The sequence below is a fragment of the Cohnella panacarvi Gsoil 349 genome (genome assembly GCF_000515335.1).
In the GTDB taxonomy this organism is placed as follows: Bacteria; Bacillota; Bacilli; order Paenibacillales; family Paenibacillaceae; genus Cohnella; species Cohnella panacarvi.
Map to the genome: position 1 here is coordinate 3,977,179 of NZ_KI911563.1, position 16,818 is coordinate 3,993,996.

Consider the following 16,818-nt stretch of genomic DNA (forward strand, 5'->3'; position numbering starts at 1 on the left):
AGCAGGAGGTGCAGGAACACTCAGCCATGCGGAAAATATACATTTTTGACACGACGTTGAGAGACGGCGAGCAATCGCCGGGCGTTAACCTGAACACGCAGGAGAAGGTCGAAATCGCGCTGCAATTGGAGAGACTCGGCGTCGATCGGATCGAAGCGGGCTTCCCGGCAGCTTCGCCGGGCGACTTGGCGGCTGTCGACGCGGTAGCGCGCGCCGTTAAGAACGCGACGGTCATCGGGCTTGCCCGTTCGCGCGAGCAAGACATCGATGCCGTTCGCGAAGCGGTGAAAGCTGCCAAAGATCCGGGTATCCACTTGTTCCTCGCGACTTCCCCGATCCATCGCAAGCACAAGCTGCGCATGGAGAAGGAGCAAGTGCTGGAGACGGCGGACCGGATGATTCGGTACGCGAAGCAATACTTCGATAAGGTCGAGTTTTCTCCCGAAGACGCCGGCCGCACGGAGCTGGACTTCCTGGTCGAAGTGACCGAGATGGCGATCAAGGCGGGAGCGACCGTCGTGAACATTCCGGATACGGTCGGTTATTTGACGCCGTACGAATACGGCAATATTTTCAAGACGCTGAAAGAGAAAGTGCCGGGCATCGAGAAGATCCAGCTGTCCGCGCACTGTCACGACGATCTGGGTATGGCGACGGCGAACGCGCTCGCGGCGATTCTGAACGGCGCCGACCAGATCGAAGGTACGATCAACGGCATCGGCGAACGCGCCGGCAACACCGCGATCGAGGAAGTGGCGCTGGCTCTCGAGACGAGATCGGAGTTCTTCCAAGCGAAGACGACGCTTCAATTGAAGGAGATCGCCAGAACGAGCCGTCTCGTCAGCAAGCTGACGGGCATGGTCGTACCGGGCAATAAAGCGATCGTCGGCGCTAACGCGTTCGCGCATGAATCGGGAATCCATCAGGACGGCATGCTTAAAGAGAAGACGACGTACGAGATCATCTCTCCGGACACGATCGGTCTCAAGGACAGCAAGCTCGTGCTGGGCAAACATTCCGGCCGCCACGCGTTCCGCGAGAAGCTGGTCGACCTCGGGTACGACAACTTGTCCGAAGAGCAGCTTAATGCGGCTTTCGGCAAATTCAAGGACTTGGCGGACCGCAAGAAGAACGTCAGCGACGAAGACATCCGCGCCTTGCTCGAGGAGAAAATCATCGAGACGCCGGAAGTGTACTCTCTGCAGCAGCTGATCGTGTCCTTCGACAGCCATGCGACCCCTTCGGCTACAGTGAAACTCAAAACAGCAAACGGATCGGTGGAGAAGCGTTCGGAGGGCAACGGCTCGGTCGACGCGATCTACCAAGCGATCGACGCGCTTACCGGCGAAGCCGTGGAACTGGACGACTACACGCTCAAGTCCGTAACGGACGGCACGGACGCGCTCGGCGAAGTGCACGTCGTGCTTAAGCAAGGCGACTCGTCCGCTCACGGACGCGGCGTCAGCACCGATATTCTCGAAGCAAGCGCCCGCGCGTACGTCGATGCCTTGAACCGGCTCATCGACAAGCGCAACGCGCCGACCCGCAGCCGCCGCGACAACGTCACGTTGATCTAAGAATCGAAATGGGGAAGCATCGATGAATTATCAATTTTCCGCTAGATTAAGCACGTTCTCCTCCTCGGCGGTTCGCGAAATACTGAAGCTTACGCAGAAGGCGTCGATTATTTCCTTCGCGGGCGGTTTGCCTGCGGAGGAGCATTTTCCGGTGGCCGCGATCGGCGAAGCGTTCAACCGCGTGCTGGCGGCGGGGAACAAGGCGCTGCAGTACGGCTTGACGGAAGGCTACTTGCCGCTTCGCGAGTCGATCTGCAAGTGGATGACGAAGAAAGGCGTCACGGTGACGCCCGACGACATGCTCATCACGACCGGTTCCCAACAGGCGATCGACTTGCTCACGCGGATTTACATCGACCCGGGCGACGTCATTCTCGTCGAAAGCCCGACGTACTTGTCCGCGCTGCAAGTATTCCGTTCTTACGGCGCGAAGCTCGTGTCGGTCAAGACGGACAAAGACGGCATGGACTTGGACGATCTCGCGCTCAAGCTCAAACAGCACAAACCGAAGCTCGTATACGTCATCCCGACGTTCTCGAATCCGACGGGCAACGCTTGGAGTCTGGAGCGCCGTCTAGGCGTGCTGAAGCTGTGCCGGGAATCCGATGCGCTCATTCTCGAAGACGATCCGTACGGCGAGCTTAAGTTCGGCGACGCGTCGGTCGCTTACCCGTCGCTGTTCTCGCTGGACCGGCATCCGAACGGTTCGTGCGTCGTGTACACGAGCACGTTCTCCAAGACGGTCGCTCCGGCGCTTCGCACGGGATGGGTCATGGGCGATCCGGAAATCATTCGCCATATGGCCCGCGCCAAGCAGGCGGCGGATCTGCATTCGAGCTCCCTCGACCAGCAGACGCTTCATCAACTGATGGAGCATTACGACTTGGCCGGCCATATCGAATTCGTGCGCAAGGAGTACGAGAAGCGGATGCGCCAGATGGCCGATCTGCTCCAGGAGGCCGCTTGGCCGGGCGTGACGTGGAACGAGCCGAAGGGCGGCATGTTCTTCTGGCTCGAAGTGCCGGAGCCGGTCAATACGTCCGAACTGCTCAAGACGGCCGTCGATCTCGGCGTCGCGTTCGTTCCCGGCGTGACGTTCTATGCCGAAGAGTCGAAGACGAACAACATGCGCCTGAACTTCACGCATAACGACGCGGACGCAACCGTAAGAGGTATGCAGCGGCTGTCTCAAGCGGTGAGTAGTGTATTGGTGCGGTGAGTTGGTCATTACCTTATTAACGAAGAAGAGACGGGATAGAGTCGTTCTGTCCCGTTTTTCTTCTATTAAGTCAATGGATTGCCGTTTAACTGTTGCAAACACTCCCCCCTATCTGCGTCACCGTCAACTGCACCAAGTACAGTTACTTACTCCGAAAGTCCATTTTTCTACTGAATATCTGCACGGAATACATCTCAAGACCGCTAAATCTCCCGAAATCCTCGTTTATTGCCAAACTAACTGTACTTCGTGCAGGCTACGGGCTAAGGCAGAAACGAACCCGCAGGACCGACTGTACTCCATGCAGGCAACTACACATCAAACGGATAAATTTGCACTCGGCCCCTCATATGCGTCACCGTCAACTGCACCAGGTACAATTACTTACTCCGAAATTCCATTATCTACTGAATACCTGCAGAGATGCAGGTAATAATCGGGACTATAATCGAATTCCATAATAGTCTATTCCTATAGAAACCATAGTTATTATCTATTTTGCCTCTTGAACGGAATGTACTACAATTGATAAATAGTCTCATCGATCGACCAAACCTACAATTGGAGTGGATAATAATGGCACAAGTGAAAAAAATCGCGGTCATCGCCGGGGACGGTATCGGCCCGGAGGTTGTCGCCGAAGCGATTAAAGTCATGAAACGCACGGAAGAAATGTTCGGATACAAATTCGAGTTCGAACACGGCTTGTTCGGCGGCATCGCCATCGACGAGAGAGGCACGCCGCTGCCGGATGACACGCTCGAAATTTGCCGCAAAGCCGACGCAGTATTGCTCGGCGCCGTAGGCGGACCGAAGTGGGACAACAATCCGAAGGAGCTTCGTCCGGAAACCGGCTTGCTCGGCATTCGCAAAGCGCTCGGCCTGTTCTCCAACCTTCGTCCGGCCGTCGTGTTCGACTGCTTGAAGGACGCCTCCACGCTGAAGCCCGAAGTGCTTGAAGGCACCGATCTGATCGTCGTGCGCGAGCTGACCGGCGGCATCTACTTCGGCGAGAAGTTCCGTCGCGACGGAGCGAACGGACAAGAAGCGGTCGACACTTGCGTCTATAACGTAAGCGAGATCGAGCGCATCGTCCGCCAAGCGTTCGAAGTCGCGCAGAAGCGCCGCAAGCAGCTCGCTTCCGTCGACAAAGCGAACGTGCTCGAGACGTCCCGCCTTTGGCGCGAGACGGTTAACCGCATCGCTCCGGAATATCCGGATGTTGAAGTCGAGCACGTGCTCGTCGACAACTGCGCGATGCAATTGCTTCGCCGTCCGTCCAGCTTCGACGTTATCGTGACCGAGAACATGTTCGGCGACATCTTGAGCGACGAAGCGGCTATGCTGACCGGTTCGATCGGCATGCTATCCTCCGCGTCGATGGGCGAAGGCAGCTTCGGCCTGTACGAGCCGGTGCACGGTTCCGCTCCCGACATCGCCGGCCAAGGCATCGCCAACCCGATCGCCACGATCCTGTCCGTTGCGCTCATGTTCCGTCTGACGCTCGGTTTCGAAGAGGCGGCCGACGTGATCGAGCGCGCGGTTAAGCAAGTGCTTGACGCGGGTCACCGCACGGGCGATATCGCCGTCGATAAGAGCAAAGCGATCGGCACGACGGCAATGGGCGACTTGATCGTCCAAGCGATGGTTCGCTAATTCGTCACTAATTTATAGTGATTATTAACAAGGAACAATTACTATCTTGACTGGGCATGTCCGCAGTGGTACGATCTAAAAAGTGTTCGACAAATTACAGAGAGTACCGGCGGACAAGCCGGACCGATAGGAGGAAATCTTCATGGCAGAACGTTTGGTAGGCCGCCCTGCGCCTGATTTTACAATGGAAACGGCACTTGGCAACGGTCAAGATTTCGGCACGGCAAGTTTGTCTGATTATCGCGGCAAATGGTTGGTATTGTTCTTCTATCCGCTGGACTTCACGTTCGTATGCCCGACGGAAATTACGGCATTGTCCGACGCAGCCGATGTATTCAAAGGCTTGAATACCGAAGTTCTCGGCGTCAGCGTAGACAGCAAACACAGCCACCGCGCGTGGATCAATACGGCTCGCAACGACAACGGCTTGGGTCAACTGAACTTCCCGCTCGCGGCAGACCTGACGAAACAAGTCGCTCGCGATTACGGCGTCCTGATCGAAGAAGAAGGCGTCGCTCTGCGCGGCTTGTTCATCATCAGCCCCGAAGGCGAACTGAAGTACCAAGTCGTTAACCATAACGACATCGGCCGCAGCGTCGAAGAAACGCTGCGCGTGCTTCAAGCGCTGCAATCCGGCGGCTTGTGCCCGATGAACTGGAAAGCCGGCGACAAGCACCTAGTAGCGAAATAAGACGACTCGGCCCGCATTCTCCCTGGAAGGTTTCTTCCGGGGAGTTTGTTTTCTATTCGGGAAGGAATTGCGCGTTGCGGTATAGAATATAGTGAACAAATCGAACAAATCGGGTTTCGGTATTTCGGGGGTGAAGCGGATGAGCTTCTGCTGCGGAGCGAGTATGATTGGGACCAAGGGAACGTTGAAACATTACCGTACGAGAATTCACAACGTTCCGATCCTTTTATGTCCGGTCTGCCATCGGATAGAGGTCCATTATTTGGTGGAGAACGAATATGAAATATTGGCCGAATATGCGCATGGAGACGGAGCTTCGGAAGTCGATTTTCACGACTACGTCGACGAGTCCGACAAAGCCCTGAACGAAAACTGCGTGAACAACGAAGACGAGGAACCGATCGTCATCGTCCAGAATCAGATCGACATGGCGCTCGACCTGCTCACCTTCGCGAAGGAGATCGGCGACGGGGAATGGATGCAGCAACTGAAGAAGCGGTTGATCGTATTAAGCCAGAGAAGACATAAGCTGAGGTTGAAGCGTGCGCCGGGCGGCGCATTGTAGATAAGAGCCGGACGTTAGGCAGAACTTACCTGTCTTTCGCCGGCTTTTTTGTTGTTTCATTAAGGGGACTACCCCCTTAAAATGAAGATGTCGTCCGAATAGTTATGGTTGTGAGGTGAGCTCGTGCTACTCGTATTATGGAAAAAATGGGTGAGCGCTTCGGGATTCGCCTCCAGGTCCCCTTCGGAGAACGATCCGGAGAGTATCGTGGAACGAATACATCTTGGAGAAGCGGAACTGCGCAACGAGCTGATCGTTCGCTATCATCCGTACATCATCAAAATCACGAGCCGTTTTTTCCGCAGATACATAGATCCGCAGCGGGATGACGCTTTCAGCGTTGCGCTGGCTGCTTTCGACGAGGCGATAACCCGATTCGAACCGGCAAGCGGCAGGCTCTTTTTGAGCTTCGCGGAAACCGTCATACGCCGGAGGCTAGTCGATTACGTTCGGCAAGAAAGCAGGCATAACGGCGTCATTCCTTACAGCTCGTTCGATGAGAACGAAGGCGATGCGCCGATGAACCGGATCGAGGTCGATCAGGCGCTGGATGCTTACGAACGCGCCCAGTCCGCGGATGAACGCAAGCAGGAGATCGCGACGTTCACCGAGGAGTTGGCCGTATACGGCATCACGTTCGCCGACCTTGTTCGGCTGTCGCCCAGCCATCAAGATTCCAGGGATTCGCTGCTTCGTCTAGGGACCGCACTGGCCCGGAACGAGAGCATGGTTCGATATTTGAAAGAGAAGCGGCAACTGCCGATCAAGGAGCTTTGCTTAGCGGAAGCCGTATCGCGGAAAACCGCGGAACGCCATCGCAAATACTTGATCGCCGTCTCGTTGATCGCCAGCGGAGCTTATCCGTATCTTCAGCACTACATCGGCTTGGATCGCCGCAAGGAGGAGGTAACGTCATGAATCGCGGAACGATAATGGCGTTGGATCATACAACCGCAGTGGTGCTCACGCCGGGCGGCGAGTTCGTTAAAGTACGAAGGCTTCCCGGATACGAGATCGGCGCGGAGATCACGTATCGGGTGCGCCGCAATGCCGTCAAGCTTAGACGCTGGCTGCAGGGCGGCGCAGGCGCGGCCGTACTGCTCGCGTTGTTCTTCGGGTTCTGGCTCATGCAGCCCCCAAGCGTCGTAGCCTACGTGTCGATGGACGTCAATCCGAGCGTCGAGATCGGGCTCGATGAAAAGATGAACGTACGCAAGCTTCGCGCGGTAAATCCGGATGCCGAGGCAATCGTTGCGGAAGTGAAGTTTAAAGGCGAAGCGCTGGAGGCCGTCATGCAGGCTCTAGCCGCCAGATTGGTCGAGGCAAAGCTGTTGACGCCGCACAGCTCCGATATCGTGATCGCTAGCGTTCCCGTGAAATCGATCGCGGCGGAATGGGAATCGCAGGTGACGGAGAAGATGAGAGCCGTCCTTAACGAAGCGACCAACCCGCAGAACAATGACCAAGCCGCGGTCGAAATCGAAGTGACGACGATTTCCGTACCGCCGGAAATCAGGAAACTCGCGAACGAGCAGGGAGTCTCCTCCGGTAAGATGGCGTTCTGGCTTGCGGCGGAAAGCCAAGGGCGCGACGTCTCGATCGACAAGTTGAAGGAGCAGTCGCTGAAGAAGATCGCGGAGGAATGGGGAGGCGTGGACAAGGTGCTTGGCGACGACGCGAAGCACAAGAATGACGCCAAGGCATGGAAGGAACGCATCGGTCAAGCGGAGAACAAGCTGTCCGCCTCGAAAGAGAACAAAGCGGCTGACGACAGGAATAGCGATAAGAAGAAGCGCGAAGACAAGAAGCGCGAAGACAAGAAGCGCGAAGACAAGAAGAACGAGGACAAGAAGAGCGATGACAAGAACGGGGACATAAACAAAGGCAGAAGCAAAGACAACAAGGGCAAGGATAACGACCGTAAGGATAAGGAAGACAAGAAGAAGGAAGACGAGCGTAAAGAGGTCCACGATAAGTCCGACTGGAACAAAGGCGGCAACCCGAAGAACGGACCGAAGGACGACGACCGTAAAAGCGGCAGCAAGGACAGAGAGGAAGATAAGCGCGAAGTGGAACGAAAGCCGAACCCTGACCCTGACCGACGACGTCCGTGAGCGAAGGAACGGCTTGAAGGATGAAGCGACTTTGCTCGACACGGATTACCAATTATCGACAACATCTCCCGTTGACAGCTCTGCCAATCAATGTCTATGATAAATGTGGTTTTTGTCAAAGACTCTGGCAGTCGAGAGGGGGAACAGTGCATGGAGAGGTGGAGAACGCTATATTTGCCGATCCTTGCCGAATTCGTTCGCCATGGCGGAGAAGTCGCTCGCGCAGACTTGGATTCCCTAAGGCACGCGCTGCAGGACATCCCCGCCGACGCCATTATGGACCATCACGAAGAGAGCGTGAAGTTCCTGCTTTCTTACGCGGATCCCGAAGACCGGATGACGTTCGTTCATCGGTCTCTTTTGTTTATTACCGAATTGCTGATCGCGATGCGTCTGCCCGAAACCGCGGCGACGAGCGAGGAGCCTCTTCCGGACGTGAGCGCCGAGCGGCTATTGATCTCCGCCGCGATGAACGGGGTGCCGATCGAAGAGGAGCGCCCGAATAAATTCGAGACGGTGCTGCAGCACATGGATAGCGGAGTCGCGTTGTTCGATAATGCCGGAAACTTGCGATTCCTTAATGTTACGATGTCGCGAATGCTGCAAGCCCCCCGAAGAGCGTTGATCGGCTGCACGTTGCATCAGCTTTTTTTTCATGCGTGCCTTCAGCTTCCGATTCGGAAAAACTTCGTCCGCATTTACAGAGATATGATCATGTACCGAAGATTCCAAGGCGAGTTCCGGGATGCGAGCGGACGGTTCTTCCTCGTGACGATCTCGCAGATCGACGAGCTTGACGGAGATTATCTGGTCAGCGTGAAAGACGTCTCCGAGTACAAACAGATCGAGCAGGCCGCCTTCCAGAACGATAAGCTGGCCATGCTCGGCAAGATCGCCGCGGCGATCGCCCACGAAATTCGTAATCCGCTGACCTCCATTCGCGGGTTCATCCAACTGCTCCATCCGTTCCTGAACGAAATCGGCAAGCAGGAATACGGACGCATTATCATTTCCGAGATCGATCGGGCTAACGACATCATTTACGAGTTTCTGAATTCCTCCAAGCCGTCGGCGCCGATGAAGCAGACGGTGCTAGTCGGACTGCTGCTGAAGGAGACGATTCTTCTCTCCGAAAGCGAAGCCCACATGAAGGGCTGCGAGCTGCATTGCGAAGTATTCGATCCGTATATGCTGATCGCGATCGACGTAAAGCAAGTAAAACAGGTGTTCCTGAACATGCTGAAGAACGCGATGGACGCCATCAGCGAAGTCGGGGACGGACGCAAAGGGCGAATCGATATTTCCGCGAGACGCGAAGGGAAGTTCGCCGTCATCTCCTTCCGCGATAACGGCAAGGGCATGGAAAGAGCGACGCTCGCGAGACTGTTCGATCCGTTCTTCACGACGAAGGAAGAAGGCACCGGCCTCGGTCTTGCCGTAAGCTATCGCATCATCACGAACCATGGCGGCATGATCAACGTGGAGACCCAAGTGAACGAGGGTACGGAGTTTCTAATCTATTTGCCTTGCGTGGACGAGAAAGAGTAGAATGCAAGTTAGATCTATTCTATCGAGAGGGCTATTCACTACTCGCAAGGTGGTATCGATAAGATGCTGTGGACAGATTGGAATATAAACTGGCGGGTCGTCGGAGCGAATCATAACGACGGCGACCGTGCCGATATGATCATTCGATTCGTGGACGCATCGTTCCAGAATCGCGGAGAGCTAATCTTGCATCCGCGACTGGACGATGCGCTTCGTGATTTATACGGGCGGGGTTCTTATAGCGGAAAGCCGGGAGAAGCGGTGTCGATGCCGACGTTAGGGCTCCTTCAGCAGCCTTATGCGTTGTTCGTGGGTTGCGAACGCGCGCCGATGTCGGAACAAGCGCTTCGGAACGTCGCGGGCACGATCGGCAACAAGCTGCTGGAGCTCAAGGCGGGCAGCGCCGACATCGTCGTGCCGGCGGGCCAGCCGGCAGCGTCGGCAAACGCGCTGATGGAAGGGCTGCTGCTTGGCCTGTATAGGCGCAACAGTCTTGCCGTCGGCGGCCGGGAGCAAGCGAAGCTTGAGCGCGTAAGCTTCTTATTGGAAGAAGGGGCCGACATCGAGGCTTGGCAGATCGCCTTGCAGCGCGGGTACATAGCGGCGAACGCCGTCTGCTACGCCCGCGAGCTGACGAACGTGCCGAGCAACCGGCTGACGCCGGAGCTGCTGGCCGGAGAGGCCCGCGCTCTGTCCGAGCGGTACGGGTTCGATTGCACGATCTACGACGAGAAAACCGCCGCGGCCGAAGGGATGGGCGGATTGCTGGCCGTCGGCATGGGCAGCGTTAACCCTCCGCGCATGATCGTCCTTCGTTATGGCGGCGATCCGGGCAGCGGGCAATCGATCGGTCTGATCGGCAAAGGCATCACGTTCGATACCGGCGGCGTCTCGCTGAAGAAGGCCGAAGGCATGGAGGAGATGATCTCCGACATGGGCGGAGCGGCTGCCGTGCTGGGCGCCATGCGGGCTATCGGAGAGCTTAAGCCGAAGGTCAACGTCGTTATGGTCGTCCCCGCGGCGGAGAATATGCCTTCAGGCAGCGCGTTTAAGCCCGGCGACGTGCTGACGGCTTACGGCGGCCAGACCGTCGAAGTGCTGAATACGGACGCGGAAGGCCGCATCGTATTGGCCGACGGTGTCACGACGGCGATCCGATTTGGCGCGACGAAGTTGATCGACGTCGCGACGTTGACCGGCGCGGTCATGCATGCGCTCGGCGATCTGGCGACGGGCGCGTTCACCAGCGACGAGAGCATGCTCGGCGACGTGCTGCAAGCAGCGAGCCGTGCGGGCGAATACGTCTGGCAACTGCCCCTGCATCCCGAGTACGACAGACTGCTCAAGAGCGACGTAGCCGACGTGAAGAACCACGGCGGATCTTGGGCGGGAGCGATCGCGGGCGCGCTGTTCGTGCGTCATTTTACCGAAGGAAAGCCTTGGGTTCATCTCGATATCGGCGGAACGGCGTGGATGTGGTCGGACCGCGGCTTCGAGAGCAAAGGCGGCACGGGCGTGATGGTTCGGACGCTGGCGGAGTATATACGCTTGTCCGCCGACTGACAACGGGCAACTTCATGGGGGAGCAGGAATGAAACAATGGCTCGGAGGCTTGCGAAGGACGCTGACGGTACGGTCAAGCGAATCGGAAAGCCGGCGCAGCTTGCGGATGTCTTTGATCGAAGGCATTCCAGCAAGCATCATCGGGAATTTATTGGGCGGTCCTTTGCAGACCGTCTATTTGACTTACTTGGGTTTCACGGCGTTCCATATCGGCATCGTCATGGCCATTCCTTATTTGGCGTTGCTCGTGCAGGTGTTCATTGCCTTCGCCATGCAGAAGTGGCGCAATCGCCGGTTATATATGACGTTGTTCGCCACCGTCAACCGGGCGTTGTGGGTCGGAACGGGCCTTATTCCGCTTTTTTTCCCGGATGACGCGTGGACGCCCGTATATATTGCGCTGTGGCTGATCTCGCAGATTGCGGCGCAAGCCGCCGGCGTCATCTGGACGACGCTTATGGCGGACGTCGTCCCCGCGCCGGTTCGCGGCAAATATTTCGGCATTCGCAACACGATCCATTGGTTCGTCGTGAGCGTCACGCTGCTCGTCGGAGGCCAAATCATGGAATGGCTGCCGGGAGCTCGCGGGTTCACCGTGTTGTTCGCGGTCAGCGCCGCTTGCGTCGTCTGGAACAGCTGGACGCTGTCCCGTCATCCGAATCCGTCGTTCCGACCGTCGGAGAGCGGGCGTTCGCTCCGAATGCTGTCGCGTCCGTTCGCAGACCGCAGGTTCCGCTCGGCAACGATATTCATCTCGGCATTCCTTCTGCTGCAAAATGTCGTCGTGCCGCTATTCTCGTACGCGATGCTGGAAATCGTACGGTTACGGACGAGCGAAGTGACGCTGATCATTATGCTGCAGAACATCGTGATGATGATCAGCTATTACTATTGGGGCGTTCTGAACAGCAGATTCGCGACAAGCACGCTGTTGTTATGGACGTTCCCTTTGATCGCCGTCGCGTGCGTGCTCTGGGCGGGCATGGCGGTCATGCCCGCGCTTCTCGCGCTCGTGCTCGTCCATGCGGTGCTCGGCTTCGGCCTCGCGGGGTACAATCTGCTTGTCTTTAACTTCTTGATCGGGGACACGCCCTCGTCCGAGCGGCCGATCTACATCGCCGTCTTCTCCGCGCTTACGGGATTGGCGGGGTTCGTCGGGCCGACGCTCGGCGGTTACTTGTACGATCTTGCCGAGAGCGGGCCCGAGTGGCTGCGAAGCTACGGGATTACGGCTTTCGCCGGTCTGAGCATGGTTGCTCTCGGCGCCTTGTTCGCCCCGTCCGTGTTCAAGCCTCGCGAGACATAGCTCGTTTCTTTATTGGCCGATTAGCTGTACAATAATAAGGTATTCAATCGAGGCGATGGGGTGATGGAAGTGGAATTGGTCGTAACGCCTTCCGCGCTGTCCTGCATCAAGAACGAATGGGGATTCGAGGACGGCGAGATGATTCGCGTGTTCGTCAGGTACGTCAGCGGAGCGGAAACTCCTTTTGCTTTCGGCATTACGAGAGATACGCCGATCGACGCGGCGGTGACGACGACAGCCGAGCCTTTAACGTTCTATATGGAAAGCAAGGACATCTGGTTTCTGAACGGCCGAAGCTTGAAGATCGATCGCTTAGGCGAGAACATCATTTTTATCATGACATAACGCCGGTTGGCAGATTGAGGTAGTAAACGTTACCGGTTTGTTGTAAACTAGTAATCATTATTCCAGAAACCGTACAGGCCAGTGGAGACCAAAGGAGATTTACGGAACATGAGCGTACAAAGCAAGACAAGCCATTGCAAAATCGTGGATTGCACGGTCCGCGACGGAGGACTCGTTAATAACTGGGATTTCAGCGTGGAGTTCGTTCAAGATCTGTACGAATCCTTGAACGCGGCTGGCGTCGAGTACATGGAGATCGGCTATAAGAACTCCCCTAAGCTACTGAAGAGCGAAGGGAAGGAAGGCCCTTGGCGTTTCTTGGACGATTCGTTCCTGCGGGACGTCATCCAGAAGAAGAACACGAAGCTGTCCGCGCTCGTAGACGTGGGACGGGTAGACGAGGCTGACGTGCTGCCGCGCGGCGAATCGATGCTCGATCTGATTCGCGTCGCAACGTACGCCCGCGATACGGCCAAAGCGATCGAGCTCGGCACGCTGTTCCACGAACGCGGCTACGAGACGACGATCAACATTATGGCGCTGTCCAACGTCATGGATAACGAGCTTAACGAGTCGCTCGCGATGATCAACGACAGCCCGATCGACTACGTGTACATCGTCGATTCCTTCGGCAGCCTGGATCCGGACGACTTCCGCTACTTGGTCGAGAAGTTCGGCCGCGCGCTCAAAGGCAAGCGCCTCGGCGTTCATACGCACAACAACATGCAACTGGCGTTCGCGAACACGATGGCGGCCGCGCAGCTCGGCGTAGAGCTGCTCGACGCGTCGGTGTACGGCATGGGCCGCGCGGCCGGCAACACGCCGACCGAGCTCCTGCTCGCCAAGATCACGCGTCCGGAATACGATCTGCGTCCGGTGCTCGGCATGATCGAGAAGCATATGATCAAGCTTCGCGAGAAGGAAGAATGGGGCTACCTCATCCCGGACATGATCACCGGCATGCTGGACGAACATCCGCGTTCGGCGATGGGCTGGCGCGCATCCGAGAAGCGCAACAACTTCGTTGACTTCTACGACAAGATGACGACGCCCGAAGTGTACAACAAGTAAGTCGACAATGAAGAGCTTGCCCCAGTTCATGGACTGAGGCAAGCTCTTTTGCTGAACATTGGAGGGATTAACGATGTCCGAAATACGAAGCGCCGACATTATCGCAAGACTGCAAAGCCGCCAATCGTTGCCGCCTTTATCGCCGCAGCACGCCTGGCATCCGGGGCTTGCGAGAGATATAGCGGCTTTGTCGGAGGAGACGATTGCCGGCAGCCTGCCGGACGGGAACCTTTCCGCGCCGGCATGGAAAGCCGCGCTGCATCTATGGAACGATGATTTGGAAGCGGCGCACGAGCTCGTTCAGGAGCTGCATTCGGTTACGGGATCGTCGTTGCACGGCATCGTGCACCGCCGCGAGGGAGACTACGATAACGCCCGGTACTGGTTCGTTCGCGCGGGCGACCATCCGGCTTACCACGGCTTGCAATCGCGCGCCGTGCTGTTGCTCGCAAGCGAACCGATGCCTGCGGGCCAGATCGGTCAAGCGCTATCGGCCATGCGGGGTCAAGGCAGCTGGAATCCGTCGCTGCTTACGAATACGATCGAAATTCACGAGACGCGGACGAACCGCGATAACGATGCGGTCAGACTCCTGCTCGAGCAGCTACAACAACTGGAGCTCGAAGCGATGCTGCGCTTCATCGGCGGCCGAATCGACGCAGGGGACGACGTCCGCTTGTAGTCGACGCTACCGTCTGCGCAGCGGTCCGAAGCCGCGTTCTCCGAACAGGAAGGCCAGCGCCGGGACGATGAGCGACATGAACAGCGTCGCGTACAATATTAAGCCGATCATCGTGCCGATGCCGATCTCCACGAGCGTGTCGACATCGGAGAAACCGAGCGCGCCGAACGTGCCGGCCATAATCGCGGCGGCGGAGACGATAACCCCGCCGGTCGTCGTCATGGCTGTCTTCATCGCCTCGCGGACGTCGCTCCCTAGGCCGGACTCTTCCTTGTACCTGGACATCAGGAAGATGCTGTAGTCGACGCCAAGCGCAACGACGACCATGAAGATGAAGAAAGATACCGTCCAGGACAAGCCGTCGAATCCGAGGATTCTCACGTACAGAAACTCCAGCAAGCCCATCGTGATCAGGTAGTTGAATACGAGAGCGGCAAGCACGTATAGCGGCGCGATAATCGATCGCAGGAGCGCGACGAGCACGACGGCAATTCCGGCCAAGACGAGCGATGCCGTCCGGACGAAGTCGTCGTACGATATGCCGCGCAGCTCGTTATACTTGGCCGATGCGCCGGAAGCGTAAACCCGAGGCTCGGGAATGACGGACAGCTCAAGACTGTCGCGCAATGCGGCCGTCAACTTATCGACGTTGTCCATCGTCTCCGTCGCGAACGGATTCGTGTTCATGACGATATCGATCTTCGTCGTTCGGCCGTCCGGCGACATGTAGAACTGCAAGATCCGCTGCATCCCGGCTTTGATCGGATCGGACTCGGCGCGCGGCGGGGCGCTCGGGCTCTGCTCCAGCAAATCTTTCAAGTCGGCGATGTCCTCCGAAGCCTTCAATTGCTCGTTGAGGTAAGGAACGATGGCATCCATGATCGGCCTTATGGAAGGCACGATGCCGACAAGGCCTTGGCTGAACGTAACGGCGCGAAGCGCGATCGCTTGGAGACCTTGCACGAACTGCTTGTCGTCTTCCGATTGGTTCGCGTCCGCGGCAGAGTCGCTTGGCTTCGACCCCGATTGTCCGAGCGACAGCCTGGCGCCGAGAGGCCGGGTGGCGCTGCGCACCTCTCTGACGCCCTGGATAAGCGCAAGGTCGGAGCTTGCCTGCTCCAACGCCGCGAACGCGGATGGGGTGCGCATCGACTCCGTTGACGTGACCGCCATCGTCAGCGGGAACACCTCTCCCGCCCCGAACGCTTGCTCGACCCGGTGATAGCCGACGACGGAGCCTAAGGACGGATCTATCTCGGAGATATCGTCGAAGGAACGGTTGCCTTGATAGAGCAAAGTAACGGGGGTAAGCAATAGAACGGCCGTCAGCAGCACGATGACCGGCCGTTTCGAAGCCAGCCGCGCGGCGGCAGCCCATAGCTTGGAACGCCCGCGTGCGCCGGCCGCGCCGCTTCTCGGCCACATCGGCCATAATAACGATCGGCCTAGCAAGAGGATGAGGGCCGGCGTCAGCGTCATCCCGGCAAGCAGCGTCACGAGCAGCCCGATGGCTACGCCCGCCGCGGATTTATATAGGCCGAATTGGGCGAAGCCGATCAGGAAGAACGCCGCGAACACCGTGCTCGCGGAATAGAATACGGTAGGCCCGACGCCGCGCAGCGTTCTGCGCATCGCATCGACCGGATCGCCGGCGGCTGCAAGCTCCTCGCGGTATCTCTGGATCATCAGGATGCAGTAGTCCGTACCCGCGCCGAACAAAACGGCGATCAGGAACGATTCGGTGAAGCTCGTCACCGTTAATCCATAATCGGCCGCCTTGGCGATCAATCCGCGAGATACGACAACGCTGATCCCTATCGTAAGCAGCGGCACGAGAGGGGCGACGGGCGAACGGAAGACGATCAGCAGGATGGCTAGGACGAGCCCGATCGTGATGATTTCCGTACGCCGCAGGCCTTGGCGGGAAGAGTCCTGAAAATCCTGCGAGATGGCCGCGCTGCCCGTTAAATCGACATCGGCTCCATCCGGCGCGCCGTCAAGAAGCTGCTTGATTCCCGTCAAAGCCGTCTTGGTTGACTCGTCGAAATCGGAACCGGGCAAATAGACGACGGCGAGCATCGCCCGGCCGTCTTTGCTTATGAACCGCTCCGCGAGCTCAGGCTGGGTTTGCGCATCGAGCAGTCCGGCGATGTTCAGCTCCTCTTGGCGCGAAGAAATTTCATTCGTTACCTCGGTCATCCAGACTTTGTCGTCTGCGGTAATGCCTTCTTGGCGCGACAGCACGATAACGGCGCTCGTTCGCGACTTCGAGGTCGGATCGATCTCTTGCAGCAGCTTGAGAGCTTGCGCGGATTCGGCATGCCTCGGTATGAAGTTCTGTTCGGTATGGCTTACGACGACGGACAAGCTAGGCAACGCCAACGCCGATACGCCCGCGGCCGCGATCCAACCCGCGAGCAGGACGAGCCGCAGCCGAGACGTCCAGTCGATGAAGCGGTTCATCATCCGGTTGTTCACGCT

Annotated in this window: 14 protein-coding genes; 13 read left to right on the forward strand and 1 reads right to left on the reverse strand. The window is 57.5% G+C overall.

What is annotated here, in order from left to right; translation table 11 throughout:
• Positions 1 to 26 precede the first annotated feature (26 nt).
• The 13 genes from COHPA_RS0119135 to COHPA_RS0119195 all read left to right on the forward strand — a co-directional run bounded on the left by COHPA_RS0119135 (position 27) and on the right by COHPA_RS0119195 (position 14,337).
• A complete protein-coding gene (locus COHPA_RS0119135; protein WP_027087756.1) occupies positions 27 to 1,577 on the forward strand; it encodes a 2-isopropylmalate synthase in 1,551 nt (516 codons plus the stop codon).
• A gap of 22 nt (positions 1,578 to 1,599) precedes the next feature.
• Complete coding sequence (locus COHPA_RS0119140) at positions 1,600 to 2,796, forward strand: aminotransferase-like domain-containing protein (protein WP_027087757.1); 1,197 nt, start codon at positions 1,600 to 1,602, stop codon at positions 2,794 to 2,796.
• Between the two features lie 576 nt (positions 2,797 to 3,372).
• Entirely contained in the window at positions 3,373 to 4,452 is a 1,080-nt protein-coding gene (gene leuB / locus COHPA_RS0119145) for a 3-isopropylmalate dehydrogenase (RefSeq protein WP_027087758.1), read from the forward strand.
• A 142-nt stretch (positions 4,453 to 4,594) separates the two neighbouring features.
• Positions 4,595 to 5,143: a peroxiredoxin gene (locus COHPA_RS0119150; RefSeq protein ID WP_027087759.1), complete on the forward strand. Its 549-nt coding sequence runs from the start codon at positions 4,595 to 4,597 to the stop codon at positions 5,141 to 5,143.
• Between the two features lie 139 nt (positions 5,144 to 5,282).
• Positions 5,283 to 5,708 (forward strand): hypothetical protein, encoded by a 426-nt coding sequence (locus COHPA_RS0119155; protein WP_027087760.1) that lies wholly within the window; start codon positions 5,283 to 5,285, stop codon positions 5,706 to 5,708.
• Between the two features lie 123 nt (positions 5,709 to 5,831).
• Positions 5,832 to 6,626, forward strand: a complete 795-nt coding sequence (gene sigI / locus COHPA_RS0119160) for an RNA polymerase sigma-I factor (protein ID WP_027087761.1) — start codon at positions 5,832 to 5,834, stop codon at positions 6,624 to 6,626.
• On the forward strand, positions 6,623 to 7,822 hold the full coding sequence (locus tag COHPA_RS0119165; RefSeq protein ID WP_027087762.1) for an anti-sigma factor domain-containing protein: 1,200 nt from the start codon (positions 6,623 to 6,625) through the stop codon (positions 7,820 to 7,822). The genes sigI and COHPA_RS0119165 overlap by 4 nt, the downstream gene beginning before the upstream one ends.
• A gap of 150 nt (positions 7,823 to 7,972) precedes the next feature.
• Positions 7,973 to 9,370, forward strand: coding sequence for an ATP-binding protein (locus COHPA_RS0119170; protein ID WP_027087763.1), 1,398 nt, complete (start codon positions 7,973 to 7,975; stop codon positions 9,368 to 9,370).
• Between the two features lie 63 nt (positions 9,371 to 9,433).
• A complete protein-coding gene (locus tag COHPA_RS0119175; RefSeq protein ID WP_027087764.1) occupies positions 9,434 to 10,933 on the forward strand; it encodes a leucyl aminopeptidase in 1,500 nt (499 codons plus the stop codon).
• 28 nt (positions 10,934 to 10,961) lie between these two features.
• Entirely contained in the window at positions 10,962 to 12,239 is a 1,278-nt protein-coding gene (locus tag COHPA_RS0119180; RefSeq protein ID WP_027087765.1) for an MFS transporter, read from the forward strand.
• Positions 12,240 to 12,302: 63 nt separating this feature from the next.
• Positions 12,303 to 12,584 (forward strand): HesB/YadR/YfhF family protein, encoded by a 282-nt coding sequence (locus tag COHPA_RS0119185; protein WP_027087766.1) that lies wholly within the window; start codon positions 12,303 to 12,305, stop codon positions 12,582 to 12,584.
• Positions 12,585 to 12,692: 108 nt separating this feature from the next.
• Positions 12,693 to 13,655 (forward strand): aldolase catalytic domain-containing protein, encoded by a 963-nt coding sequence (locus COHPA_RS0119190; RefSeq protein WP_027087767.1) that lies wholly within the window; start codon positions 12,693 to 12,695, stop codon positions 13,653 to 13,655.
• Positions 13,656 to 13,728: 73 nt separating this feature from the next.
• Positions 13,729 to 14,337 (forward strand): hypothetical protein, encoded by a 609-nt coding sequence (locus tag COHPA_RS0119195; RefSeq protein WP_027087768.1) that lies wholly within the window; start codon positions 13,729 to 13,731, stop codon positions 14,335 to 14,337.
• Positions 14,338 to 14,343: 6 nt separating this feature from the next.
• Here the strand turns inward: COHPA_RS0119195 and COHPA_RS0119200 are convergent, their stop codons facing one another.
• Positions 14,344 to 16,815: an MMPL family transporter gene (locus COHPA_RS0119200; RefSeq protein WP_211237886.1), complete on the reverse strand. Its 2,472-nt coding sequence runs from the start codon at positions 16,813 to 16,815 to the stop codon at positions 14,344 to 14,346.
• Between the last annotated feature and the right edge of the window lie 3 nt (positions 16,816 to 16,818).